Annotated in this window: 28 protein-coding genes, 1 tRNA gene and 1 pseudogene; 13 read left to right on the plus strand and 17 right to left on the minus strand. The window is 62.3% G+C overall.

Features of this window, described 5'->3' with window-relative positions; translation table 11 throughout:
* Positions 1 to 187 precede the first annotated feature (187 nt).
* Both ACVJ19_RS03790 and ACVJ19_RS03795 read right to left on the minus strand, forming a co-directional pair.
* Positions 188 to 1,891 carry an FAD-dependent oxidoreductase gene (locus tag ACVJ19_RS03790; RefSeq protein WP_453955066.1) on the minus strand — a complete coding sequence of 568 codons (1,704 nt, stop codon included), beginning with the start codon at positions 1,889 to 1,891 and terminating at the stop codon, positions 188 to 190.
* A 38-nt stretch (positions 1,892 to 1,929) separates the two neighbouring features.
* Positions 1,930 to 2,142: a hypothetical protein gene (locus tag ACVJ19_RS03795; protein WP_453948092.1), complete on the minus strand. Its 213-nt coding sequence runs from the start codon at positions 2,140 to 2,142 to the stop codon at positions 1,930 to 1,932.
* Between the two features lie 316 nt (positions 2,143 to 2,458).
* Here ACVJ19_RS03795 and ACVJ19_RS03800 point away from each other — a divergent pair.
* Both ACVJ19_RS03800 and ACVJ19_RS03805 read left to right on the plus strand, forming a co-directional pair.
* Positions 2,459 to 2,533 (plus strand) — tRNA-Thr (locus ACVJ19_RS03800).
* A 94-nt stretch (positions 2,534 to 2,627) separates the two neighbouring features.
* Positions 2,628 to 4,253, plus strand: a complete 1,626-nt coding sequence (locus tag ACVJ19_RS03805) for a hypothetical protein (RefSeq protein WP_453948093.1) — start codon at positions 2,628 to 2,630, stop codon at positions 4,251 to 4,253.
* A 224-nt stretch (positions 4,254 to 4,477) separates the two neighbouring features.
* Here ACVJ19_RS03805 and ACVJ19_RS03810 read toward each other — a convergent pair whose 3' ends face one another.
* The 5 genes and pseudogenes from ACVJ19_RS03810 to ACVJ19_RS03830 all read right to left on the minus strand — a co-directional run bounded on the left by ACVJ19_RS03810 (position 4,478) and on the right by ACVJ19_RS03830 (position 9,780).
* The gene (locus ACVJ19_RS03810; RefSeq protein WP_453948094.1) at positions 4,478 to 4,756 is read right to left on the minus strand and encodes an excisionase; all 279 of its coding nucleotides are present in this window, start codon (positions 4,754 to 4,756) and stop codon (positions 4,478 to 4,480) included.
* 741 nt (positions 4,757 to 5,497) lie between these two features.
* Complete coding sequence (locus ACVJ19_RS03815; RefSeq protein WP_453948095.1) at positions 5,498 to 6,541, minus strand: 5'-nucleotidase; 1,044 nt, start codon at positions 6,539 to 6,541, stop codon at positions 5,498 to 5,500.
* A 10-nt stretch (positions 6,542 to 6,551) separates the two neighbouring features.
* Positions 6,552 to 7,268: an SOS response-associated peptidase gene (locus ACVJ19_RS03820; protein ID WP_453955067.1), complete on the minus strand. Its 717-nt coding sequence runs from the start codon at positions 7,266 to 7,268 to the stop codon at positions 6,552 to 6,554.
* 264 nt (positions 7,269 to 7,532) lie between these two features.
* A pseudogene (locus ACVJ19_RS03825) lies at positions 7,533 to 8,453 on the minus strand (IS110 family RNA-guided transposase); the annotation flags it as partial.
* A gap of 958 nt (positions 8,454 to 9,411) precedes the next feature.
* The gene (locus ACVJ19_RS03830; RefSeq protein WP_453948096.1) at positions 9,412 to 9,780 is read right to left on the minus strand and encodes a hypothetical protein; all 369 of its coding nucleotides are present in this window, start codon (positions 9,778 to 9,780) and stop codon (positions 9,412 to 9,414) included.
* A 306-nt stretch (positions 9,781 to 10,086) separates the two neighbouring features.
* Between ACVJ19_RS03830 and ACVJ19_RS03835 the strand changes: the two genes are divergently transcribed.
* Positions 10,087 to 10,533, plus strand: coding sequence for a 5'-nucleotidase (locus ACVJ19_RS03835; RefSeq protein ID WP_456739519.1), 447 nt, complete (start codon positions 10,087 to 10,089; stop codon positions 10,531 to 10,533).
* A gap of 114 nt (positions 10,534 to 10,647) precedes the next feature.
* Positions 10,648 to 10,914, plus strand: coding sequence for a hypothetical protein (locus ACVJ19_RS03840; protein WP_271579167.1), 267 nt, complete (start codon positions 10,648 to 10,650; stop codon positions 10,912 to 10,914).
* Positions 10,915 to 10,941: 27 nt separating this feature from the next.
* On the opposite strand, the gene ACVJ19_RS03845 is transcribed toward ACVJ19_RS03840, so the two are convergent.
* The gene (locus ACVJ19_RS03845) at positions 10,942 to 11,208 is read right to left on the minus strand and encodes a hypothetical protein (RefSeq protein WP_271579168.1); all 267 of its coding nucleotides are present in this window, start codon (positions 11,206 to 11,208) and stop codon (positions 10,942 to 10,944) included.
* A gap of 367 nt (positions 11,209 to 11,575) precedes the next feature.
* Between ACVJ19_RS03845 and ACVJ19_RS03850 the strand changes: the two genes are divergently transcribed.
* Positions 11,576 to 12,472: a 3'-5' exonuclease gene (locus ACVJ19_RS03850; protein ID WP_453948098.1), complete on the plus strand. Its 897-nt coding sequence runs from the start codon at positions 11,576 to 11,578 to the stop codon at positions 12,470 to 12,472.
* Positions 12,473 to 12,487: 15 nt separating this feature from the next.
* Here ACVJ19_RS03850 and ACVJ19_RS03855 read toward each other — a convergent pair whose 3' ends face one another.
* Positions 12,488 to 12,673 (minus strand): DUF3606 domain-containing protein, encoded by a 186-nt coding sequence (locus tag ACVJ19_RS03855; protein ID WP_271579170.1) that lies wholly within the window; start codon positions 12,671 to 12,673, stop codon positions 12,488 to 12,490.
* Positions 12,674 to 12,783: 110 nt separating this feature from the next.
* Between ACVJ19_RS03855 and ligD the strand changes: the two genes are divergently transcribed.
* A complete protein-coding gene (gene ligD / locus ACVJ19_RS03860; protein WP_453948099.1) occupies positions 12,784 to 13,704 on the plus strand; it encodes a non-homologous end-joining DNA ligase in 921 nt (306 codons plus the stop codon).
* A gap of 4 nt (positions 13,705 to 13,708) precedes the next feature.
* Here the strand turns inward: ligD and ACVJ19_RS03865 are convergent, their stop codons facing one another.
* Positions 13,709 to 13,918 (minus strand): hypothetical protein, encoded by a 210-nt coding sequence (locus ACVJ19_RS03865; RefSeq protein ID WP_271579172.1) that lies wholly within the window; start codon positions 13,916 to 13,918, stop codon positions 13,709 to 13,711.
* Positions 13,915 to 14,139, minus strand: a complete 225-nt coding sequence (locus ACVJ19_RS03870; protein WP_271579173.1) for a hypothetical protein — start codon at positions 14,137 to 14,139, stop codon at positions 13,915 to 13,917. Before ACVJ19_RS03870 ends, ACVJ19_RS03865 begins: the two co-directional genes overlap by 4 nt.
* Before the next feature lie 381 nt (positions 14,140 to 14,520).
* Here ACVJ19_RS03870 and ACVJ19_RS03875 point away from each other — a divergent pair, with 381 nt between their 5' ends.
* The 3 genes from ACVJ19_RS03875 to ACVJ19_RS03885 all read left to right on the plus strand — a co-directional run bounded on the left by ACVJ19_RS03875 (position 14,521) and on the right by ACVJ19_RS03885 (position 15,962).
* Positions 14,521 to 14,982 carry an Hsp20 family protein gene (locus tag ACVJ19_RS03875; protein WP_271579174.1) on the plus strand — a complete coding sequence of 154 codons (462 nt, stop codon included), beginning with the start codon at positions 14,521 to 14,523 and terminating at the stop codon, positions 14,980 to 14,982.
* A gap of 82 nt (positions 14,983 to 15,064) precedes the next feature.
* Positions 15,065 to 15,553, plus strand: coding sequence for an Hsp20/alpha crystallin family protein (locus ACVJ19_RS03880; RefSeq protein WP_453948100.1), 489 nt, complete (start codon positions 15,065 to 15,067; stop codon positions 15,551 to 15,553).
* Positions 15,554 to 15,635: 82 nt separating this feature from the next.
* Positions 15,636 to 15,962 (plus strand): hypothetical protein, encoded by a 327-nt coding sequence (locus ACVJ19_RS03885; RefSeq protein ID WP_271579176.1) that lies wholly within the window; start codon positions 15,636 to 15,638, stop codon positions 15,960 to 15,962.
* 129 nt (positions 15,963 to 16,091) lie between these two features.
* On the opposite strand, the gene ACVJ19_RS03890 is transcribed toward ACVJ19_RS03885, so the two are convergent.
* Genes ACVJ19_RS03890 through ku form a run of 3 tightly spaced genes read right to left on the minus strand, consistent with a single transcriptional unit; the run spans position 16,092 to position 17,913 of the window.
* Positions 16,092 to 16,703 carry a cell envelope biogenesis protein TolA gene (locus tag ACVJ19_RS03890; RefSeq protein WP_453948101.1) on the minus strand — a complete coding sequence of 204 codons (612 nt, stop codon included), beginning with the start codon at positions 16,701 to 16,703 and terminating at the stop codon, positions 16,092 to 16,094.
* A gap of 17 nt (positions 16,704 to 16,720) precedes the next feature.
* A complete protein-coding gene (locus ACVJ19_RS03895; protein WP_271579178.1) occupies positions 16,721 to 16,966 on the minus strand; it encodes a hypothetical protein in 246 nt (81 codons plus the stop codon).
* Positions 16,967 to 16,986: 20 nt separating this feature from the next.
* A complete protein-coding gene (gene ku, locus ACVJ19_RS03900) occupies positions 16,987 to 17,913 on the minus strand; it encodes a non-homologous end joining protein Ku (RefSeq protein ID WP_271579179.1) in 927 nt (308 codons plus the stop codon).
* Between the two features lie 210 nt (positions 17,914 to 18,123).
* On the opposite strand from ku, the gene ACVJ19_RS03905 reads away from it, so the two are divergent.
* Both ACVJ19_RS03905 and ACVJ19_RS03910 read left to right on the plus strand, forming a co-directional pair.
* Positions 18,124 to 18,354, plus strand: coding sequence for a hypothetical protein (locus ACVJ19_RS03905; RefSeq protein ID WP_453948102.1), 231 nt, complete (start codon positions 18,124 to 18,126; stop codon positions 18,352 to 18,354).
* The gene (locus ACVJ19_RS03910; protein ID WP_271579181.1) at positions 18,347 to 18,595 is read left to right on the plus strand and encodes a hypothetical protein; all 249 of its coding nucleotides are present in this window, start codon (positions 18,347 to 18,349) and stop codon (positions 18,593 to 18,595) included. The genes ACVJ19_RS03905 and ACVJ19_RS03910 overlap by 8 nt, the downstream gene beginning before the upstream one ends.
* Positions 18,596 to 18,613: 18 nt before the next feature.
* Here the strand turns inward: ACVJ19_RS03910 and ACVJ19_RS03915 are convergent, their stop codons facing one another.
* Complete coding sequence (locus ACVJ19_RS03915; protein ID WP_271579182.1) at positions 18,614 to 18,781, minus strand: hypothetical protein; 168 nt, start codon at positions 18,779 to 18,781, stop codon at positions 18,614 to 18,616.
* 829 nt (positions 18,782 to 19,610) lie between these two features.
* On the opposite strand from ACVJ19_RS03915, the gene ACVJ19_RS03920 reads away from it, so the two are divergent.
* On the plus strand, positions 19,611 to 19,907 hold the full coding sequence (locus ACVJ19_RS03920; RefSeq protein ID WP_271579183.1) for a hypothetical protein: 297 nt from the start codon (positions 19,611 to 19,613) through the stop codon (positions 19,905 to 19,907).
* A 75-nt stretch (positions 19,908 to 19,982) separates the two neighbouring features.
* Here the strand turns inward: ACVJ19_RS03920 and ACVJ19_RS03925 are convergent, their stop codons facing one another.
* A complete protein-coding gene (locus tag ACVJ19_RS03925; protein ID WP_271579184.1) occupies positions 19,983 to 20,360 on the minus strand; it encodes a response regulator in 378 nt (125 codons plus the stop codon).
* A 76-nt stretch (positions 20,361 to 20,436) separates the two neighbouring features.
* Positions 20,437 to 20,799 carry a PRC-barrel domain-containing protein gene (locus ACVJ19_RS03930; protein WP_271579185.1) on the minus strand — a complete coding sequence of 121 codons (363 nt, stop codon included), beginning with the start codon at positions 20,797 to 20,799 and terminating at the stop codon, positions 20,437 to 20,439.
* A gap of 99 nt (positions 20,800 to 20,898) precedes the next feature.
* Between ACVJ19_RS03930 and ACVJ19_RS03935 the strand changes: the two genes are divergently transcribed.
* Positions 20,899 to 21,087, plus strand: a complete 189-nt coding sequence (locus tag ACVJ19_RS03935; protein WP_038960217.1) for a hypothetical protein — start codon at positions 20,899 to 20,901, stop codon at positions 21,085 to 21,087.
* The last annotated feature ends 336 nt before the right edge of the window (positions 21,088 to 21,423 follow it).

The following is a 21,423-nucleotide window of genomic DNA, read 5'->3' on the forward strand; positions in this document are numbered from 1 at the left end:
GCTTTCGATCCTCATGGTGAGGAGGCGCGTTAGCGCCGTCTCGAACCATGCAGGCCCCGATACATCCGGGCCTTCATCCTTCGAGACGCGCGCTCAGGCGCGCTCCTCAGGATGAGGGGGATAGTCTGTAGTTGCCGGCATGATGGCAAGCCGGATTCGACTTGCCATCTCCTTGTCTTCTCCTTGACTAAAGCGCCGGTTTTGCGGCGTCGCCGAGATAGCCGTGCAGGGAGGCCACGACCTGGGCGCCTTCGCCGATGGCGCCGCCGACGCGCTTGACGGAGCCCGAGCGGACGTCGCCGACGGCGTAGACGCCGGGCACGGAGGTCTCGAGCGGCGCCACCAGCTTGCCCTGGTTCAGCTCGGACTGCGCGCCCGTTACGACGAAACCACCGCGATCGAGCGTCACGCCGCAGCCGTGGAGCCAGCTCGTGGCGGGATCGGCGCCGACGAACAGGAAGAGATTGCGGATGTCGGCGGAATCCTCGTCATCCGACAGCCGGCTCTTCCAGCGGACGCGCCGCAGCAGCGAGTCGTCGCCTTCGAGCGCGGTGATCTCGGTGTTGAACATCAGTTCGATGTTCGGCGTCGCTTCGATGCGCTCGATGAGATAGCGCGACATGCTGGCACCAAGGCCGCCGCCGCGGATGATCATCAGCACGCGCTTCGCATGGCCCGACAGGAACACGGCGGCCTGGCCCGCCGAATTGCCGGCACCGACCAACGCCACCTCCTCACCGGCACAGAGCCGCGCCTCCACGGGCGAGGCCCAGTACCAGACGCCGCGGCCCTCGAACTTGTCGAGATTTGCGATGTCGGGGCGGCGATAGCGCGCGCCGCTCGCGACCACCACCGCGCGCGAGCGCAAGGTGTCGCCGCAATCCAGCGCCAGCGCAAAGGTGCCGTTGGCGCGCGAGCAATCCAGCGAGCTCACCGACATTGGAATCATGATGTCGGCGCCGAACTTCTGCGCCTGGGTGAAGGCGCGGCCCGCCAGCGCCTGGCCGGAGATGCCGGTCGGAAACCCCAGATAATTCTCGATGCGCGCGCTGGCGCCGGCCTGGCCGCCGAAGGCGCGGGTGTCGACGACCGCGACCGAGAGGCCTTCGGAGGCCGCGTAGACCGCAGTCGCGAGGCCTGCCGGTCCGCAGCCGACGATCGCGACGTCGTAGATGCGATTGTCCTTGGCACCGCCGATCATGCCGATGGCGCGGCCGAGCTCGGTCTCGCTGGGATTGCGCAGCACCGTGCCGCCGGCCGTGACGACGAGCGGCCAATCCTCCGGCTTCGGCGAATAGCGCGCGATCAGTTCGGCGGCGTCATGCTCGCTGTCGGGATCGAGCAGATGATGCGGCTGGCCGTTGCGGGTGAGAAAGCCCTGCAGGCGCACCACGCCGGCGGAGTTCGACGGCCCGATCAGCACGGGGCCGCCGATGCCGCCCTGGATCAGATTGACCCGGCGCAGGATCAGCGCGCGCATGATGCGCTCGCCAAGCTCGGCTTCGGCTACCAGCAGCGCGCGCAGCCGGTCCGGCGGGACCAGGAGCACCTCGACCTCGCCTTCGGCGCGGCCGTCGACCAGCGCCGGCCGGCCCGAGAGCTGGCCGAGTTCGGCCAGAAACTGCCCCGGCCCCTGATCGATCACCGGGGTGACGTGACCGAGACCGTCGCGCTGGGTGATGGCGACGTGGCCCGCCAGCACCACGAACATGCCCGGCCCGGGCTTGCCGGTCTCGAACAGCAGCTCGCCGTCCCTGTAGTGCCTGAGCTCGCCGAAATGGCGCAGGCGCTCGATCTCGACTTGTGTCAGCGTCGGAAAGGTCTGCTCGGGACGCGTGAACTGCGCCATCTGCGCCTCCCTGTCGGTTCGTTGCACCTCGTCCTGCGCCATCGTCATTCCCGCTCATTCCAAAAATCTAGCTGCCGGTCTCACTCGCCGGACTTACCGGCGGTCCCCTCATTTAGGGAACGATCGTCGTTCTGCGAGGGCTCGGCGATGGCGGCGCGCTCGCGCGCCTGCAGCTTCCGCCGCTTCAGGTTTTCGCGCAGCGCCGATTTCAGCCGGTCGTCCCGGGACACCCGGCCCTGCTTCGAATCCTGTTTTAAGTCCTGGCTCGCGCTCTTGTCGTTTCGGTCAGTCATCAAAGGTCCATCGCAGCGATCGGCCATAACATGCCCAACGAACATGGCAGCTCAAGAGGCGAGCTCGATCCGATCGTGCGAAACTCGAAATGGATCGAATCCGGGCCCTGGGCCAACTGGCCAGTTGGGCGGGGATATCGGCCCCCGAATCGGCGGAGAGTCGGTCGTTTCGAGCGAAAACGGGCATTTTGGCCCCGATATCGAGCCGATTTTCTCGTTTTGACCGGGCTTGCAAGCTTGCACAGGAGGGGGGCTTGTGGCAGATATCGGCCCGCTTGGTAGGCCCCTGTGGCGGCCGATTCTGATCCCAGCACATGCTGCCGTAGCTCAGTGGTAGAGCACTCCATTGGTAATGGAGAGGTCGACAGTTCAATCCTGTCTGGCAGCACCATCTATCCTGCTGGGAACATTGATTTTCTTGAAATTTCGGTCCTGAGTGCCACACGAAAGTGCCACACAGACCAATGGTTTCTCTGAAGTTCTCAATGTCCCAGCGTGCCGGCTCGACCGTTCCTCAATTCCGAATTCGTGTTCCCACCAAGATCGTCGATCGACTACGCGGCAAGCGCGTGTTGCTCAGCATCAGCACGCCCGACGACTATCCATTCGTCCGGACGGTGACGATCGGAAGCGACGTCGCGTTTAGCCTCGGGACAGACGACAGAACCATTGCCGAGGCACGGCAGGCAAACGCCTTGGACCATCTTCGCCGGCTCTTCGATCTCACTGAAGCAGCTCCCATCAGCCTCAGTCACAAAGATATGGTTGCGCTGAGCGGAGAAACGTACCGGCTCTACCAGGAGATTCACCGCGACAATCCCGGTGAGCCTGATGCGTGGATGTATCACAAGGCTCTCAGCCGCGCGGCGCTCGAAGGTCGCATTAGGAATCCACCCGCAGCGGCGCTGATGCCGGACGAGGCGAACACCGCGATCGAGTTGTTTGGGACCGGTGATCTGACTGAGGCTGTCAACGCCTTCCCAGCCCATCAGCATGACGCACTAGAAGATCGGTTCGGCCTGCTCGCGGATTGGGTGCTGATCCGCCAGCGCATTCACCTGAACTCGAACGATCGGCGGCGCTTCGTGCGCCTCGTTGGAACAGCCAGCCTCGACGCCGGCTGGCAGCTACGGCGCAACGCGGAGGGTGACTATAGTCCCGATCCGAAGGCGCTACGTTTCCCGCCGGTGGAAAGCGTGGCGGCGATCAAGCCACGGCAGACCCTCACCGGCTTACTCGACCTGTGGTGGGCTGAGGCCAAGGCGACCGGTCGTAGTGAGAACACCTACGACACTTACAAGGGCGCCTTCGATCGACTGGTTAAGCATCTTGGCCATGACGATGCAAGCCGTGTGACGGAACAGGACATGCTCGCGTTCAAGGATGCCCGTCTGAAGGTCGTAACAGCCAAGACTCTGAAGGACGGTGATTTGCCGGGGATCAAATCTGTCTTTAGCTGGGCTGTGGACAATCGGAAGCTGACGAACAACCCGGCCGATGCGATCAAGGTCAAAGCTGAAAAGAAAATCCGGACCCGGTCGAAAGGCTTCACGGACCAGGAGGCCAGCGCGATCTTCGCCGCCTGCCTCGCATATGTACAAAAGCCGAAAGAAGACGCGAGAACTGCCGCCGCTAAGCGGTGGGCACCTCTGATCGCCTGCTACACCGGCTGTCGGATTGCGGAAGCGCTACAGCTTCGCAAGGAAGATATTCGCGACGAGTCGGGCCACCATGTCTTTGACCTCAATCCACTCGCTGGCAGCATCAAGACGGGGACTTACAGGCTGGTTCCGATCCATCCGCACCTGATTCAGCTTGGATTACTGCGTTTCGTCGCCGGCTCGGGAGATGGCCCCCTGTTCGCGAAAGGCAGTTACAAACGTGTTGTTGAGTTCGTGCGGACAGTGGTAACCGACGAACGGGTTCAGCCTAACCACGCATGGAGGCACCGTCTTAAGTCCGTTAGCCGCAACCTTGGGTTCGATCCGAGAGTCGTTGACGCCATTCAAGGCCACGCGGCCCGAACATCGGGCGAGGACTACGGTGACGTGTCGGTAATCGCCATGGCCCGCGTCATCAACGCTATTCCGCGGATTGCGAGAACTGCATGAAGTCAAAAAGGCGTGTATCGTTCGTGTGATTTGGCGTCCCGCAGGTCTTCCATCGTTCCATTGCTTCATTTTGTGTCGGCCCAAGCGGGGGCGCGTGCTCGTTCGCTCCGTCTGAAGCCAATGCGATGATACAGGAGGTGATCTTGGCAGTACCGGCCTACCCGGGACGAAGACGTTTCCGCCGCTGGTCGGATGTACCAAGTTACGAAGTAGCCAGCGCGCCGTCAGGACTGCTTGCGCTTCTTCAGTAGCCTTTGGCTGAGTCGAGCCTGCAGAAGAGACCTTGTCTCTTCCGCCGGCGAGGTGCCGGCAATCTTCCTTATGATTTCAGACGATGACAAACCCGCACGTTGCGAACTTTTGGCGCCAGCTGCTTTCGTCTGCACGCGACACAGGCGTCTCATGTCCTCAATATCGGATAATGTCGTGTAGTGTTTACCCGCAATGACCTCGATAGCAAGTCGGCCACGAGCAGCCTCACGACGCAGGCCGCGCAACGTCATCGATCCATCCGGAAATGCAATCCTCGCAGCAGTCTCAAGCCTGAGAGGCGTTGTCGGTGTGATGTTGTCGATATCGACTTTGAACGGGGTCCTAGAGCTTCGGTCAGTCGTAGACATTCCTCACCTTTACAGCAGTCCTGGAACTTATTCTTAGCTTGGCATTTGGAGAGCTGTTCATGGGCAGCCGAACTGCCGGCTCTTCTCGGCATCCACAGTCGTGCGCTATTCGGGTTTCCTGCGAGGCCTTCCCGTCAACAAGTTCGCAAGGTGCGAAGCTGTTGCGACCTCCGGTCCGGGCCTTTTTCGTGGTTTCCCAGTCAGAAGTTTGAGTTGGTTTGAAGATCTTGCCACCTTGCGAGAACCTACCGACCTGGGAAGTCGAACTTCAATTGCAGAGGCGGGTCGCATGCTTGCCCAGATCGCCGCGATATCGGCGTCGGAGAAGCGATAGACGCGGCCCTTGCGTGAGTAGAAGTTCGTACCCCGGATCAAATCGGAAAGTGACTGCCTGCTGAGCCTAAGCTTATTGCAAACTTCGTCGAACGTGTGGACGCCACCCAACTTTCCGTCGTCACTTTGTTGGCTCATGGCTGAGTTTCCTGGACTCGAATATCCGCGAGTTAGTTCTGTGACTGAACAGTGTTTGCATATCAAGCCGCAGTCGTTTGCATTCAAGCGAAACGTGGAAATATTTCACTACGCTGAACGAGAGCCGGCCTAGAGGGCCGGCTCTCGTCGATGTCAAGTGTATTCGGACTCGCTATCGTGGGTGCGCCAGTTCATCGACTCGTCGACGCGGCGCTGGACCAGCGTTGCGAGTGCTTCCGGATCGTGGCTGTTGCCGTTGATGTGGATCGCGACGCTGCCGCGGCTACCGCCGCCAAAGTCGCCCCTCATCGGGACACCGGAACGCGGAGCGGCGGGAACGTTCTTGACCGCTTCAGTCGGCGTCGGGACATTCTTCCAAGGCTGCGTTCCGTTCCACTCGAAGTGCATCGGATCGTTGTACGCCCTGGACCAGTCGCCCCCCCACGACAGGCCGTACTTGGCCGCCATGTCGCGAACGTTCGCTGGCATGTCCGTTCGGCCTGTGCCGTCCTGAGCGTTCTTACCGGGGTTGATGTCGATCGCATTACCATAGGCGTGCTGCGACCAACCTCCGCCCTTGCGCTTGCCCCGCATATCGAAGCCACCGATCGATCTGATCTTGTAGCCAGACGCTTCAAGCTCATCGACGAAGCCCTTGAAGGACTCTGCCGCAGCGGCGTTCACGGTCAACTTCTTTCCCGAGGCCAGAGCGACGGTGGTCAGGTTTTGGCCGACTCCACCATACTGTCCGTGCATGAAGTTGGCCTTGCCGCGCAGGCCATCTATTGCCGCCCTCACGTCAGTGATCTCGTTGGAGAGAAAGAGATCCAATTCCCAAGCGGAGATGAAAGGGCCGAGCGACCGCCCGCTGGTGAAGCTGCCGGCCTTTATCCCGAGCCCGTATCGGTCGATCGAATTGAACGCCCGAAGGGAGAGGTCGGGTGAATTCCGCGAGAGAAGGAACACCTCTACGTATGGCTTTTGATCTGGCTCGTTCAGTCGCAGAAGTCTCTCCACGACTTCAAAGCCTGGCCCTTTCGCGATGAGGGCGTCCTCTCGCTCGAGCTGCAACGCCGAGTAAGCCATTACCCCTTCGTTCTCGAAAACGGCGTGCTCCTCTTCGAGATTGAAGAGGGCGCGGGTCGAAATGCCAATCCGCAGCGGTTGTGATCTGAGGTTCTCGCGTATGTCGGTCATAAGGCCTCGTCTAGCCGACCTTATCTTCCTTTGCACCTCGGGCGACGATCCGGAGCGTGCCATCCGGAAGGGGGCGCTGCAGCTTCAGAGCTCCCTCGGCGGGCGCGGTCATCCAGGTTTCTACCTCGTCGGGCGTCGTCAGGATCACCGGCATCGCCTTCGGATGAATGGCGCCGACTTCGGCGTTGGGCTCCGTCGTCAGGAACGCGTAGAGATCGTTTGTGGTCTCGCCTTCTTTGACCTTCCTGACAGATGTCCAGTTGGTCCACATGCCCGCGAAGCAGAGGAGCGGGCGGCTCTCGTCAAGCGCGAACCAGATGTCGCCGCCCTCGGCCTTGTTGAATTCGCTGAAGCTGTTGAACGGCACTATGCAGCGGTGTTCCGGACCCAGCCACTGGGTCCAGTGTTTGCTCTTCACGTTGCGGATGTTGGTAGTTCCGGAATCCGGCTCCATCCGAAGCAATTCCTTGAAATCGACGGTCTTGCCCTTGGCCTCTAGCTTCTCGGCCCGCTTCTTCGTCGCGTCCATGAGCGCCTTCTGCGACGAGGGCATGCCCCAGCGGGCGGTCGCGAGCTCCCGGCCCGCAGGGCCGCTGCGCACGATCGGCGCCTGATAATCCGGAAACACGCCTGGCATCGGGGCGAGATTGCCGATGTACCGGTTGACGACACGGAACAGTGCGCTAATGGCGGCTTGGTTGGTGGTGATCGAGTAGAGATTGCAGATGTGGACGGCCCCCCGCTTGTCAGGATTATAGCAGACTTCTGGCCAGATCGCTTGCTATCAGATGTCCGGCCTGTTTGCGCGGACAAAGCCCGCTGGCCAAGATGGTGTTCGCTACGCACGCTCCAAGCACATAGGCGACATTCGTGATGCCAGTGTAATCTACGGAAGCTCGCGCGTATCGACCGATCGGTCCTTCCATCTACTGCGTCCTGCAAGTTCGTGGGTTATCCGGCGAGCAATCTCGACCGGTACACCGAGTTCAGATCAGATGGGCATGGCGGCTACCGGCCGGTTGTACACGCCACCCGATATCATCAAGCGCCAGGCGATACGGGCGAACTTGTTGGCTAAGGCCACCGCGACCAACTTCGGCGGCTTTCGCTCCAGCAGCGAAGTGAGCCAGGGTGTCGGCTTATGACGGCCCTTTCGAATGTGCCTCAGCAGCGCGGTCGCGCCGACAATCAACGTCGATCGGAGCATTGAATCTCCGGCCTTTGTGATACCGCCATATCGTTGCCGGCCGCCAGTTGAGTGATCCTTGGGTGTCAGTCCGAGCCAAGCCGCGAAGTCGCGGCCTGATCTGAACGTCTCCGGCGGGGGCGCCTTCATGCTTAGCATGGACGACCCAATCGGACCGACGCCGGGAATCGTCGCGATCCGCCTGCTGACATCATCCTCACGATGCCACTTCATCAGCTTGGCTTCGATCTTTGCCAGGCGGGCTTCGACCGCGGCATACTCCTCCGCTTGAAGGCGGAAGAGATCCCGCGCCATTTCCGGTAAGTTGTCATCCTCGAGCACCCGCTTGATAAGAGCCGTGACGTTCTGCCGACCGGCGGGGCCAACGATGCCAAACTCAGCCGCATAACTCCTGAAGGCATTAGAAAGCTGGGACTTCACGCTGACCAGGCGTTCCCGCACGGTCATCAACATGCAGGCCGCTTGCCGTTCTTTTGACTTCACCGGTACAAACCGCATACTCGGCCGGGTGACCGCCTCGCACAGCGCCTCGGCATCAGCCGCGTCGTTCTTGCCGCGCTTTACGAAAGCCTTCACATATTGGGGCGGGATCAGCTTCACTTCATGACCAAACGACTGCAGCAGGCGCGCCCAGTGATGCGAACTGCCGCAGGACTCGATGGCGACGAGGACCGGCGGAAGGCGCTCGAAGTAGCGGATCATCTCGGCTCCGGTTGGAAACCAGATGACGTCGACGACCTTGCGGTCGGCGTGCCCAGGCTCGGCGAACCCGCGGATATTCATCAGGATGAACGCAAGCTGGAAAGGACGCCACTTGGTGTCCGAGTAAACTGGCTGCACGTAGTCAGGCTTCGCCGAGGGCAACCCTGAGGAGCCTTCTTCCCACTGTCGCCCCCTCACCGAAAGTTCGTAATGATCGCGCTGCTCGCGCATCGCCCTGTTCATAAGGCGGAACGCATCGAGCGCCATGTCGTCTTTCGCGAGGATCGTCGTGCCGGACTCGATCCTCGCGAGGCATTCGCGGCATATTTCCATATGACGCTCGGCCGTCTCCTTAAGCTCCGGCGTAAGCAAACCGTCCGCCGCGATCTTCTTTTCCTGCTCCGCGATCCATTTTCTGTATTCTTCCGCCAACGCCGAACACGCCGACACGACCTCGGCACGATCGCCATCCGCGAGCCGCTTCATCGAAAGCTCGACCTTATCGAGGGTGTCACGCGGAAGAATCGGTGCCTGCTCGAAAACTGGAAGGACGTCGGTTCGGATTGCGGAAACGTTGAGATCTTCCGGCTTCGATGCGGCGACGAGAGCCGGGAATCGCGCTCCGGACGTACTGGTCGCGAGTGCCGTGGATCTGGACGACGACGATCTGCGGTCGCTTGCCGGCGCTGCGCGCAAGGGGCTGGTCGTCTTGTGTCGATCCGATCGCCGGACCCCGCGCGAACGCAGGCAGGAAGCCGCTCCTCCTGGATCCGGAGAGCCTGCTCCGGCAGGGTCGGAAACCATTCGTCGAGGCCTGCACACATCAGGGCCTCGTCGTTGCGGAAATCGTTCATCGATCCGATGCCGAAAGGCGCTATCAGCTGGGCGCGGCGAACCGGTCGCGCCGGCGGCGGCGTCTTCTTGGCGCCGAACGCGCCCTTCTTCGATTTCCAGGCTGGCTTCACGGCGTCTCCTCCGGTCCGTAGGCTTGAATCGGAACGGCAACGCATTCCGCATCGACGTTTCGCATGGAAGAGGGAGTCTGCTTCAGACGTGGACCGAGATACGCGATATCGGGTCGGATCGGCTTTCCTGCGGGCCAAAGCAACGGATCGTCCTGCTGGCCACCGATGCCTCCGTAGGATTGAGGCTTCCTGCGTTCCCAGTCGTTCAGGAAGCGATCGAGGATCGCCGTGGCACGGACAAGTTCGTCGGGCGCCACGACCTTGATCCTCTCGACGATCGTGCGGACGATGTCCGCGCGCCTGGCGGCGACGCCTCGCGTGGGGTTCTCGCGCAGTTCGGGGTAACGGAAACGCGCCAGGGACACGGCAAGCGCATGGATCGCCCGCTCGCAGACGGGAATCGAGAAGGGCGTAACGCTCGTCGCCTCGACGAACTTGTATGCGTTCTCATGAAACGAGCGAAAGCTCTCGAAGTGCGATCGGTCCCGCGGCTTGAACGGATTGTAGTTGGTGACGACCAGTCCCGGCGTGCCCTTGCCGCGACCGACGCGGCTCGAGGCCTGGATGTATTCGGATGCACCTTTCGGCTGCCGGGGCCGCCGCAGCGAAACTCGGCACGGCCCCCGACGCTCGCCCAGAGGATCCGGGCGACGAAGTTCGTATCGCCTTTGATGGGGACGCCGTTGTGTTCAGCGCGGAAATCCGATGAAGTCTTCAAGCTTCACGGCCTGCAGGCTTTCCTGAAGCATGAACGAGAGAACGCGAGAACGCCGATGTCCGGCGGTCCATTCGGCAAATTCCTGAGAAAGCTCTCGATCCTCCGGCAAATCTTCATGAACGACCGGGGCGTCAGCAGAGTGCGAGTTGCCATTGTCACGGCGCGCAACGCGCCTGCCCATGCCCGCGTGGTACACACGCTCCGTGATTGGGGAACGCCAGCCGACGAAGCGCATTTCGTGGGCGTACGACCTAAGGGTCCAATACTGAAGGCCCTGGGGGCGCATATTTTCTTCGACGACCAGGAAAAGCACGTCCTCGGCGCATCTCAGGTCGTTCCCTCCGGCCACGTTCCCGGTCCACATGATCCCGACGAGCCGATAATCCCCGCGGGGTTCTGAGCTGCGGAACACGTGGACAAGCCCGAGACCTGCTGTTTGCGAATCCCTGACCCGTGCTAACCGCCCGGAACGAGGGGAAGGACAGAGGGATTCGTCCCGGCAGGAGGGATCTCGATGCTGATGACGAAGGAACGGCGACCGGCGATCCGCACGCTGCGCGGGTGGGCAATCGACGTGCTGCAGGAGGCAGGCGCCATCCACGAATGCGAGGAGCACGGCTGGGCGAAGGACCGGGCCGATCCGCATGCTCGCGAGCGAGCCTTCGAGGTCGCACGGCGCGATCCACCAGCGGGCATCTCCTCCGAAGGTGCAATTGCGGAGCTGCGCGACATACTGGACTCCATCGGGGACACCTGCCCTGAGTGCCCGGCCGAGGAGTAGAAGCCCAGCAACGTCCTACTATCCCGCTCAGGCGGCATAGGTCGATGGGGCCTTAATTTGCGGCTTTACTGCTCGCGCTCCCGTCCGCTCGTGATGGCCGCCGATCTCCTCGACCACCACGCGAACCTCTTTGCCAAACAGTCGGCGCATGCCATGCGACAGCTCACCGAACCGGTCGGTGATCAGGGTGTCGAGGGCGTGCAATGGAGAGCGCTCGATCCTGACTGCGGCCATAATTGTTGCAAGGCAGGCCGGTTCTTCGAGGAAGGCCCGAATCTCAGCGGAGGTGGTCATTGGGAAATCTCCAGTTTGTGGGGCGCTGGAAATACACCATTTCGCGGCACCAGCAAGGGGATCACCCAGGTATTTCGACCAGACCCCCTAGCGTTTGCTGCGCCGCATCAGATTATCCGCAACGTTGCGCGAGAACCTTCTCCGGGAGAAAGCCTTAGGGGTGCTTGCGCAAATTGTATCGGGAGCTCGCGGCCGCGATTGGCGACCGCACCATATGAATCCGGATGAAGCGACGTCGACGGAGCGGATCCGGCCTCGATCGGATCGGCATGGGCCGAAAACGTCGTGAATCGCTTGTTTTTCCGGTACCTTGTGGACCTTTCTTATGGCACACCGGTCCTTGGAGAGCCGAAATCCCTGAGAATCGATGCTTCACGACCCGAACGATCTGGCAGCCATGGCCGAGGCCTTGAGCCGGTCGGCCGACTACCGGGTGCTGCGGCGCCTGGTGCCGCGGGCCGCATCCCAGCCAATCATCGGGCGGGATTGCAGGACCGGCATCCTGCTGGACACCGAGACGACCGGCCTCGATCACGCCAGAGACGAGATCATCGAGCTCGGGATGGTCAAATTCGAATACTCGGCCGATGGTCGCATCCTCGGCGTCGGCGAAACGTTCTCCGCCTTCAACGAGCCGAGTGCGCCGATTTCCGCGGAAGTGACGGCACTCACCGGCATCACCGACGAGATGGTGGCCGGTCACCGGATCGACAAGGCATCTGTGAATGCCTTTGTCGACGGGGCAGTCATCACGATCGCGCATAACAGTAGTTTCGACCGGAAGTTCGCGGAGCGCTACTGGCCCGTGTTCGAGCACAAAGCTTGGGGTTGCAGCATGAGCGAGATCGACTGGCGCAAACATGGTTTCGCGGGCGCCCAACTCGGCTATCTGTTGAACGGCGCGGGCTATTTCCACCATGCGCACCGCGCCATCGACGACTGCCACGCCCTATTGGAGGTACTCGCTTTCGAATTGCCGACGATGGGCTCGTCGGCACTGGCGCTGCTGCTGGAGACCGCTCGCAGGCCGACTATGCGGGTCTGGGCGGAGCAGACCGCATTCGAGCTCAAGGATTCCTTGAAGCGCAGGGGCTACCGCTGGAATGACGGCAGCGACGGGCGACCCAAGTCCTGGTTCATAGACGTCGATGAGACCGGTCTCGACGATGAGATCGCGTTCCTGCGGACCCAGATCTACATGCAGGACGTCGAGCCTAGCGTGCAGAGGCTGACCGCGTTCACACGGTTTTCCAACCGGATCTGAGGCGGCCTTGCTGGCTTACCGCCCGAGATGCTTCTCGACCCGCTTGCGGGCGTTGCCGACCTTCTTGACCGCCTTCTTGACGGCGGAGGCCGAGCGGCCGGTCTTCTTGGCTTCGTAACCGACTTCGTACTTCTGCCCGCCGGCGACGCGGGCCCGGTCCTGCTTGCGTCCTCGCGCGCTCTTCTTCGCTGCCTTTGCCATGGTCGGCTCCTTCATTGAACGATGCCGAAGCAACGTCACAAGGATTCACTGGTTCCGGAACGATTCCGCATGTGCCACCTTGAATCACGTTTGTTGCGTGGAGTTCGTTCGTGGCGTTTGCGCGTAGGAAGCCGGCCGATATCGGCGTCAAGGCGCCATTCCCCGGATTCGTAGAACCGGCCTTGGCATCATCGATCGAGAAGGTGCCGTCCGGAGCGCGGTGGATTCACGAAATCAAATTCGACGGCTATCGCGTCCAGGTACATCTGGCGAACGAGGCCGTCAAAGTCCTCACCCGGCGCGGTCACGACTGGACCCATCGCTTCAAGAAGGTCGCCGCCGATGCCTGGCACATCAAAGCCGCATCGGCGATCGTCGACGGCGAGGTCGTGGTCCCAGCCGCCGACGGCACCACTGACTTCTCGGTCTTGCAGAACGAGCTGAAAGGAAGGTCCACCAACATCGTCCTGGTCGCTTTCGATCTCCTGTATCTGAATGGTCGCGACTTGCGGAAACTGCCGCTCTTCCAGCGCAAGACCGAGCTCAAGAAGATCGTCTCAGGCACGGGGATCCAGTTCAGCGAAAGCTTCGAGATCGAGGGTCACGAGATGTTCGCGCACGCCTGCAAGATCGGCCTGGAGGGCGTCATCTCGAAAGTTCGCGACAGCGTGTATGCCAGCGGCCGTGGCAACAACTGGGTCAAAAAGACCTGCGCGCAGCGGGAAACGCTGACCATCGCGGGCTTCGCGCTCGACGAGGGGAAATGGGACGGCATCTATCTCGGGCGGCGAAAGGGAGAGCACCTTGTCTACGCAGGCAAAGTCGACCACGGCTTCGACAAGGTCTCCGCCTCCGACCTGCAGAAGCGGTTGAAGCCGCTGATCCGGAAGACCCAGCCGTATTCGAAGCGGATCGCCCACAAAGGCATCTGGGTCGAGCCGAAGCTGCTCGCCGAGGTCGAGTATCGGGCAAAGTCGGCCGAGGGGAAGGTGCGGCACCCGTTCTTCAAGGGGCTGCGCGAGGACCTTTGAGACGTCACGCAGCCCCCCTTTCCTGCGCCACATCATACGCGGCGGACCGATCGGGGAATCCACCCTGTAACTCGGCCAGCAGCCGCTGCTCACGTTCGATCCGGCTCCGATAGAGCTGGCGCTCGCTCTCGGTTTTGACGCTCGCCAGCAGCAGGCGATAGTGTCCGATGACCTTTTCGCTGCCGCGGATAAGGAGCTCGCGGACGTCGCTCATCCCTCGGCCCCTATCCTTGCGGAATCTGACTGGCCTTTCGGAAGCGCGAATGCGACGGGGAAAGTGTCGAGGGCCAAAGCATCGAGCGCAGTCTGCTCTTCGGCGAGGCGTCGTTCGATGAACTGACGTTCCAGCTCCGACAGCTTCGTCTGGAGCAGCCGTCGATAGCGGTGGATGTTGTTGCGGTGCGCACGAATGCGGGCAAAGTCTTCGTCGAGCATCGTCGTCTCTCCTGACGGTCGTCACGGTCCTTCTTGATGTTGAAAAGCGGGAAGCGAATTTCCCGACACAAAAATATTCGGGGCGATACCGGAGTCAAGATTCCGGCGGCGGTAGAACGCCCAAATCCTTGGTCGGATCACCCAACGGCGTTTGCGGTGCCGCAATGGTCGACAGCTCTGCACCGCGACCGAGCGCCGCATGGATTTTTTTCGATCCGCCCCTTGAAACGACTTCTCGTTTTTCTAAGTCATTTTTCGCCGCGAGAGCGGTGTGCCGGGCGCCTTCACGGGTCCGGCGCGGGCGCCGGGCCGGGTGCCAGACCCGCTCTGACTCCAGCCTTGCGCTCCTTGTATCCATCTTGCTCTTTGGAGGACTTGGTTATGAGGACCACCTTTGACTTCGCGCCCCTGTGGCGCTCCACCATCGGCTTCGACCACCTGGCCGACCTCGTCGACAGCACGCTCCGCCAGGCGAGCGAAGACCACTATCCCCCGTACAACATCGAACGCACCAGCGAGGATCACTACCGGATCTCGGTCGCCGTCGCCGGCTTCGAAGCCGATGACATCGCCGTGACAGCCGAGCAGAATGCGCTCACGATCGAGGGCAGGAAGCCCGAAGAAGCGGCCGGCGAATACCTGTACCGGGGCATCGCCGCGCGTCCTTTCCGGCGCGTGTTCAACCTCGCCGACTACGTTCAGGTGAAGGAAGCCTCCTTCCGCGACGGACTGCTGATCATCGATCTCGTCCGCGAGGTGCCGGAAGCCATGAAGCCGCGCCGGATCCAGATTGGAAGCGGCGCCTCTCCCGCCTCGCAGATCGAGCAGAAGAAGGCGGCCTGACGCCTGATCGAGGTTCGACAGTGGAACGCGGCGCGCGCAAGCGCGGCCGCGCTCCCTGCCTCATGCAACGAAGGAGAAAAATATGGCAGTTCGTGATCTCATTCCCTGGTCGAGAAACCAGGAACTCGCGCCGGCGCGCGGCACCGATCCGTTCATGACGCTGCATCGCGAAATGAACCGGCTGTTCGACGATGTCTTCCGCGGCTTCGGCGGGACGGGCCTGTCGCCGCTCATGGAAGGGCAATTCGGTTGGCCCAAGATCGAGCTCAGCGAGACCGACAAGGCGCTGACGATCTCAGCCGAGCTTCCCGGCATGACGGAGAAGGACGTCCAGATCGAAATCGCGAACGGGGTGCTGACCATCCGCGGCGAGAAGAAGAGCGAGCGCAACGACGAAGGCAGATACTTCACCGAGCGCTACTACGGCTCGTTCCAGCGGCAGATCGCACTCGAGGACGTCGAGGAGGACAAGGCCGAGGCCTCGTTCAAGAACGGCGTCCTGACGATCTCGGTCCCCAAGTCAGAGAACCCGCGAGCGGGCGTCAAGCGCATCGCGATCAACACGCAGTAAAGACCATCACGGGCGGCGGATCGCCGCCGCCCAAACTCACCGAAACCCGTCCCGACGAAAGGAGCGTAAAGGGAGGCAATCGATGACCAACGCCAACACGAACACCGGCAATCTCAATCCGTTCTTCCATCCGGCAGCGCACTATGCGTCTCCGGAGGACGTCCTGAATGACGACGAACTCTCCGTACCGGAGAAGCGGATCATCCTGTCGTCATGGGCGTCCGACATGTTCGCCGTCGAATCCTGTCCCGCTTTGCGAGAGATTCCCGGCATGGGCCACACGATCCGGCTCGCCGACATCCTCGCGGCTCTGCGTGGGCTCGACGGCGACGACGATCCGCCCCGACCCGGCGGCGTCCCCATGCGGCTGCGGCGGCCCTGGGCCGCCGCGCAGCGGAGGTCCGGATGATGCTCACGCAGGCTGTCGTGACGATGGTTCTGCTGGGGCATGCTTCCGCGGCGTGGGCCGTACCGTTGATTGCTTTCATGAGCGAGTTGGAGACCGGCCCGCGCAGCGAGCGGAGGCGACACTCTGACGCTAATCCCGCACCCGGCGCAGGGCGGCCTCGAGCTTTTCCTTCCGCTTCTCCCAGCGGACCTCCTCGTCCTCGGCCCGCATGTCCAAAGCCGCGCGCTCCGCTTCGATGGCGCTCGTTGTCGCGTCGTGCTCGGCCTTCGCGTCATCAAGGGCGGCCTGAGCCTTTGCGACCGCGTTCTCCCGCCGCTCGCGCCCCTTGGCCATGGCGGCCTCTTCTCGCCGGCGCTCACCATCGCGGCGCTTGTGCTCCTTCTCGAATTCGGCTGTGGCCTTTCGGGCTTCCCGCTCGCTGATCTTGGGAGCGGTTCGCTTCGCCGGCTTAGGCCGACGCGTTTCACGCTGAGTTCGGTTCTCGCCGGACCCTAGATCGATTGGTAGATCGGAGTGCTCGGCAAAATGCCCGGACGACCCCGCCGGCCGCTTGAGCACCACTCCCGGCTTAGACATGGCCGCAGCGACCACATCGGGATCATCCGTCTCGCTGGCAAAACCCTGATGGAAGAGATTGCTGCCGGCGCCCCAGGCCTCGAGCGCAGCCTTCATCGACGGTGCCGCGACCGCCAAATCGTAGAAGCCCAGCGACGTCTGAAATGTCTTGAGCTTCCTTGCCATGAAGCGTGCAGGCTCGCCTAGCGCCGCGCGACCCACACCCCGAGCAGGAACGCGACGAAGAGCGACTGCAGGGGGGCTTTCATGGTCAACTCGCGCAACTGGTCGGCCCAGCGCACCGCCATGTCCGATTGGGGTGAGTGCCTTTGAAATACTCGCGGCTCCGCCCGGTCGCTCGGCCCAGCTTCCGATGCCCGCTCGATGCCGCCCTGAGTGTCCGTCAACCCGGAGGCTTCCGTCATTGCCGAAGCTTCTTTCATATCCATGCGGCTCTCCTACGATGGGGTCAGGCCGACTTCCGCTGCGGCTTGGCCGAGGGCTTCTTGGCGGCCGTTTCCTTCGCCAGCTTCTTCCCGGTGATCGACATCAGCATTTCCTTCTGGCCAGCTGATACCTTCTTCGGCTTCTTGGCCGGCTTGGCCGCCTTCGCTGGCGCGGCCTCCTCACCGACGCTGCGCCGCAGCGCCTCCATTAGGTCGACGACGTTGCCCGCCCGCGGCCGCTCCTTGGGCGTGATCGGTTTGCCGGAGCGCTTCTGGTTGATGAGGTCGATCAGCGCGGTCTCGTAGTGGTCCTCGAACTTCTCGGGATCGAAGTGGCCAGACTTCTTCTCGACGATGTGCCTGGCGAGATCGAGCATGTCTTTGGTGACCTTCACGTCCTGGATCTCGTCGAAGTATTCCGCCTCATTGCGGACCTCGTATGGATAGCGCAACAGTGTGCCGACGAGTCCCTTGTCCATCGGTTCGAGCGCGATGATGTGCTCGCGGTTGGTCAGTACCACCCGGCCGATCGCGACCTTGTCCATCTCCCGGATGGTCTCGCGGATCACGGCGAAGGCGTCGTGGCCGACTTTGCCGTCGGGACGCAGGTAGTAGGGCCGGATCAGATATCGCGGATCGATGTCGGACTTGTCGACGAACTCGTCGATCTCGATCGTCCGCGTCGACTCAAGGGCGATCTCCTCAAGCTCTTCCTTGGTGACCTCGATGTACTGGCCCTTGTCGAGTTCGTAGCCCTTGACGATGTCCTCGTTGGACACCTCGTCGCCGGTGTCGGCGTCGACCTTCAGGTACTTGATACGGTGGCCGGTCGCCCGGTTGAGCTGATTGAAGCTGATCTTCTCGCTCTCCGAGGTGGCGGGGTAAAGCGCGACCGGACAGGTGACGAGGGACAGACGTAGGAAGCCCTTCCAGTTGGCGCGCGGGGCCATGATACGCAGAACTCCGGTTGGGACGGCTTGGATTCAAGACGAACGGGGCGGTCCGGTTCCGACAGTCGACGGTCGAACCTCCTTCATTTTCGCGAACCGTTCCTTGGGCTTGTTTTTCCTTGCTCTAGCTCAAGCGCCTGCCGATGCCCGGGGAATCCGGGCCGAATTCAATCGACAGCGCCGCTAGCGAACAAACTAGGAACATTTGACTTGCCCGCTGCGCCCGAAATAGCCGCGCCAGGCGAGGGCGATCTCGAACTGGCCGCCGACCAGCCGATCGAAGCCTACGGCGGCGACGCAAGGAAGATGGTGAAGGCGCTCCTGGTTGCGAACGACTTTCTGAAGCAGCAGCTCGAGGCGCTCCGGACGAAGGTGTCCACGGGCTACGCCCGCGGACGGGCTCGGCCGTCTCGGGAACGCAAGGACGAGGCAAATGGCTGAAGTGACCTACTATGTCGCTCTACCGTTCGTTTTCTCCGACGACGGCGTCGCCGCCGGCGAGGCGACGGAGTGCTTCAGCGCCAATGCCGCGGTCATGCGGGCCGAGGCGCTGTCGCGCAAGCCCGGACACGCCGGCGCTGTCGCGTTCAGCCGCAGCGGGGATCCCGCGACCGGGGACTTCGGCGACGCGAAGCTGATCCGGAAGTTCGGGGACGTTCCGGACGATCTGAGCACACTCTGACCGACTGCAAAAGTAGAGTCACTCGTCACTCCGACCGACGGCATCTCCCGGTTCGAGCAAGCTCAGTGCGGTCTCGATCTGCGCGAGCAGCCTTTCGATTTCCTCGCGCTCGTTCGGCCCAGGATCGCTCTCCAGTTGCGCCAGGAGTCGTTCCTTCCGCGCAAGCAACTTCGCGACGGTCGACATAGCGCCCTTCCCTTGTTCTGCAGCTGCATCTTTCAAGGAAGTTGGTGTGCCGGCGACGATCCCGCCAGTCCTGTCGCCGGCAACGGGCCCACCGCAGGCTGGATGGCCACAGACCCTGAATGGAAGACGACTACCGGCCTCGGCGCCAGGGCCGGATTCCTCGGAAGCTACCTAGCTGGCGGGCGCAGCGGGCTGTCGGCCCATTTTTGGGCGGCGGGGTCGTGCAGCGGATCCTCCTCGCAGGCGGAGCAGATGTATCGCTCGCCGCCTCGGCCCGTCTCGTCGGGGACAAGCTTCATCGCCTTCCCGCAGTGCGGACACCGCTTCCGGATCAGGTGCAGCTCGGACATCTGAATTTTCCTGCCGCGACCAGCTTAGTGCCGCAACGAGCGCCCGCTCAAGGGAAATCGCGGAGCACGCCACGGCGAACGACGCCACTTGACGCTGCCGCCGCAGATGTCATCAACTTTATCCGTCGGTAGCGTTGATGTTGATGGAGTGACGCGTCATGGCGCTGGAGCAGGAATTCTGCCGGGCGATGGCCTATCGCGTGCGCGAGTTGGCCGGCGGAGCCGCCCCTTCATCAGGCGGCGATTGCTGGGGCTGGCGGAGCGATACGAAGCCAAGGGTGGCAAGCCTTCTCCGGTGTCCCGCTCCGCCGAGCATCCGTTGCCGCCGCTCCGCGTCTCGCCGGCCACCGCCATACCCGGACCGGGCGAGGCTTGAGAGCCTCACTCCTCCTCGTCCTTAGCGGGTTGAGCGCGCCTCTCACTTGACCCGATCGGTGCCTTGACGACGTCCGTCACCGTCGACACGGGCAGACCCCTTCGTGAACCAAACAATCGCCCTTGCCGTTGTGCCGCATCCGGGCGCCTTCGACTGCGTGCGCCGAGAGACAATCATGAGGACCGATTCACGCCAGTATCTCGATTCAGGCGCTTGGGACCGGACCTACCTCGAGTCCCTGATCCGCGCGGATTTCGAGCGATGCCATCCCGGCGAGACGCTGGAGGATCTCAAGCGGCGCGCGTCTTTTTCGAAGGAGGACAAAGGCCTGCTACGGGATTGGATGGCGGTGGCTCGCGCTGCGGCCGCATGCAGGGCCAAGGCATCGCCACCACGCTGACGATCTGCAGATCCTCCGCCGACCATTGCGGGCTTGATCGAAGGATCGGAGTCTCGCAACGATCCCGGTTCGACCCTAGGCCCGGGTATCCAGTAGCTGCGAGACGGCGGTAGCCAATTGCGCCGGCGCAAAGGGCTTCTCAATCAGGAGGCTGCCATCGACGCCTTGCGATTTCCAGTCTGGCGCGCTGGCGCTCGTCATGTAGACCACAGGAAAGCCAGGCGTGATTTCTCTGATCTGCCGCGCCAGCTCCCATCCGCTGATGCCATCACCCAGGTTGACGTCCGTCAGCAGTGCCCGACACTGCGCCCGGCCGTCCCGAAAGGTGGACATCGCCGCCTCTCCCGAATGGACCGAGCAGGCCTCGAAACCGCCGTCCGATAAGGCGTCCTCGATGAAGCTGCAGATCAGAGCTTCATCCTCGACCACGAGAACACGAAGGGCATTGCTCACTTTCAAGTCTCCTTTGCGACCGGGGCCGATCCTCTCCCGTGACAGCGGGTGCGTTCGGCCGCGAGTGGCGCGCCGCTCAAGCCACCGGCACACCGTAGTAGGCGTTCACGGAGCGTGCGGTCGCGGGGTCGCTCCAATTCCAACTGCTCTCGTCAGCGTATTTGGGAGCGCTGCGGAGCTGGTCCTGGGTGATGCCGGTGACGTAGCCGCCGAGGTTGGTGTCGTACTTCAGCGCCTGCCAGGGCAGCGGATAGTGATCGTCGCCGATGCCGAGCAGGCCGCCGAAGCTGAGCACCGCGTACGATACCTTGCCGCTGACCTTGTCGATCATGACGCGTTCGATGTAGCCGACCTTTTCGCCGTCGGCCCCGTAGACATTCGTGCCCTCGACCTTGTCGCTTCCGATCAGGCTGAAAGTCTCGCGATCTTCCAAGGCCATGTTGATCTCCCGGTGTTGTCTTCTGGAGTCAACGGGAGGACGATGGCTCCGTTCCTGGCAAAGCCTCGGTGGCATTGTTCTGGGCGAGCGGAGTTCGGGATGGAACTGACCGATCTGGAGCGCGAATTTTTGAGGAAGCTGCTCGGCGAATCCTGGGTCAGCCCGCCGATGTTCGACCATGAGATCGTGGCACGGCTGGTGGAGTTGGGTCTCGTGGAAACCGAACCGCTTCCATCCGGCGATATCGAATACAGGATCACTGACGCGGGCCGAACGGCGGCCGCGTAACCGCGATTCGGCCAGCTAAGGCTGGCCCCGTTCAGCTATCTGAACGGCTGCGACCCAAGCGACGCCGACTCTTATCCGAATCACAAAGCCGGACCGATCCGGCACCGGCGCCGAGCAGCATCTGAAACAGTGCCCGGTTGGCCCTGTATCTGGCGGCGGGCCGGCTGGCTTCCGAACTCTGGATCAGCAAGCGGCCGTCGGCCGTGCACAAGTACCACGCCCATCTTCGGCCGCGCTTTCTCAAGTGGGTCTCGAAAACAGCGAAGTGGTCTGCCATCGCCACCCTCAAACCGTCAGGGGGACTTCCATTGTAATCTGTCTTGCCATCTGGCCGCA

This window comes from Bradyrhizobium sp. USDA 376 (genome assembly GCF_054063675.1).

Excerpts from the sequence above, each read along its gene's own strand:
- ACVJ19_RS03850 (WP_453948098.1), top strand. The coding sequence starts at position 11,576 with ATGCTTCACGACCCGAACGATCTGGCAGCCATGGCCGAGGCCTTGAGC.
- ACVJ19_RS03840 (WP_271579167.1), top strand. The coding sequence starts at position 10,648 with ATGCTGATGACGAAGGAACGGCGACCGGCGATCCGCACGCTGCGCGGG.
- ACVJ19_RS03930 (WP_271579185.1), bottom strand. The coding sequence starts at position 20,799 with ATGGCCTTGGAAGATCGCGAGACTTTCAGCCTGATCGGAAGCGACAAG.
- ACVJ19_RS03875 (WP_271579174.1), top strand. The coding sequence starts at position 14,521 with ATGAGGACCACCTTTGACTTCGCGCCCCTGTGGCGCTCCACCATCGGC.
- ACVJ19_RS03810 (WP_453948094.1), bottom strand. The coding sequence starts at position 4,756 with ATGACGTTGCGCGGCCTGCGTCGTGAGGCTGCTCGTGGCCGACTTGCT.
- ku (WP_271579179.1), bottom strand. The coding sequence starts at position 17,913 with ATGGCCCCGCGCGCCAACTGGAAGGGCTTCCTACGTCTGTCCCTCGTC.
- ACVJ19_RS03910 (WP_271579181.1), top strand. The coding sequence starts at position 18,347 with ATGGCTGAAGTGACCTACTATGTCGCTCTACCGTTCGTTTTCTCCGAC.
- ACVJ19_RS03865 (WP_271579172.1), bottom strand. The coding sequence starts at position 13,918 with ATGAGCGACGTCCGCGAGCTCCTTATCCGCGGCAGCGAAAAGGTCATC.
- ACVJ19_RS03895 (WP_271579178.1), bottom strand. The coding sequence starts at position 16,966 with ATGGATATGAAAGAAGCTTCGGCAATGACGGAAGCCTCCGGGTTGACG.
- ACVJ19_RS03870 (WP_271579173.1), bottom strand. The coding sequence starts at position 14,139 with ATGCTCGACGAAGACTTTGCCCGCATTCGTGCGCACCGCAACAACATC.
- ACVJ19_RS03790 (WP_453955066.1), bottom strand. The coding sequence starts at position 1,891 with ATGGCGCAGGACGAGGTGCAACGAACCGACAGGGAGGCGCAGATGGCG.
- ACVJ19_RS03890 (WP_453948101.1), bottom strand. The coding sequence starts at position 16,703 with ATGGCAAGGAAGCTCAAGACATTTCAGACGTCGCTGGGCTTCTACGAT.
- ACVJ19_RS03835 (WP_456739519.1), top strand. The coding sequence starts at position 10,087 with ATGGGGACGCCGTTGTGTTCAGCGCGGAAATCCGATGAAGTCTTCAAG.
- ACVJ19_RS03935 (WP_038960217.1), top strand. The coding sequence starts at position 20,899 with ATGGAACTGACCGATCTGGAGCGCGAATTTTTGAGGAAGCTGCTCGGC.
- ACVJ19_RS03815 (WP_453948095.1), bottom strand. The coding sequence starts at position 6,541 with ATGACCGACATACGCGAGAACCTCAGATCACAACCGCTGCGGATTGGC.
- ACVJ19_RS03855 (WP_271579170.1), bottom strand. The coding sequence starts at position 12,673 with ATGGCAAAGGCAGCGAAGAAGAGCGCGCGAGGACGCAAGCAGGACCGG.
- ACVJ19_RS03805 (WP_453948093.1), top strand. The coding sequence starts at position 2,628 with ATGTCCCAGCGTGCCGGCTCGACCGTTCCTCAATTCCGAATTCGTGTT.
- ACVJ19_RS03795 (WP_453948092.1), bottom strand. The coding sequence starts at position 2,142 with ATGACTGACCGAAACGACAAGAGCGCGAGCCAGGACTTAAAACAGGAT.
- ACVJ19_RS03915 (WP_271579182.1), bottom strand. The coding sequence starts at position 18,781 with ATGTCGACCGTCGCGAAGTTGCTTGCGCGGAAGGAACGACTCCTGGCG.
- ACVJ19_RS03845 (WP_271579168.1), bottom strand. The coding sequence starts at position 11,208 with ATGACCACCTCCGCTGAGATTCGGGCCTTCCTCGAAGAACCGGCCTGC.
- ACVJ19_RS03880 (WP_453948100.1), top strand. The coding sequence starts at position 15,065 with ATGGCAGTTCGTGATCTCATTCCCTGGTCGAGAAACCAGGAACTCGCG.
- ACVJ19_RS03885 (WP_271579176.1), top strand. The coding sequence starts at position 15,636 with ATGACCAACGCCAACACGAACACCGGCAATCTCAATCCGTTCTTCCAT.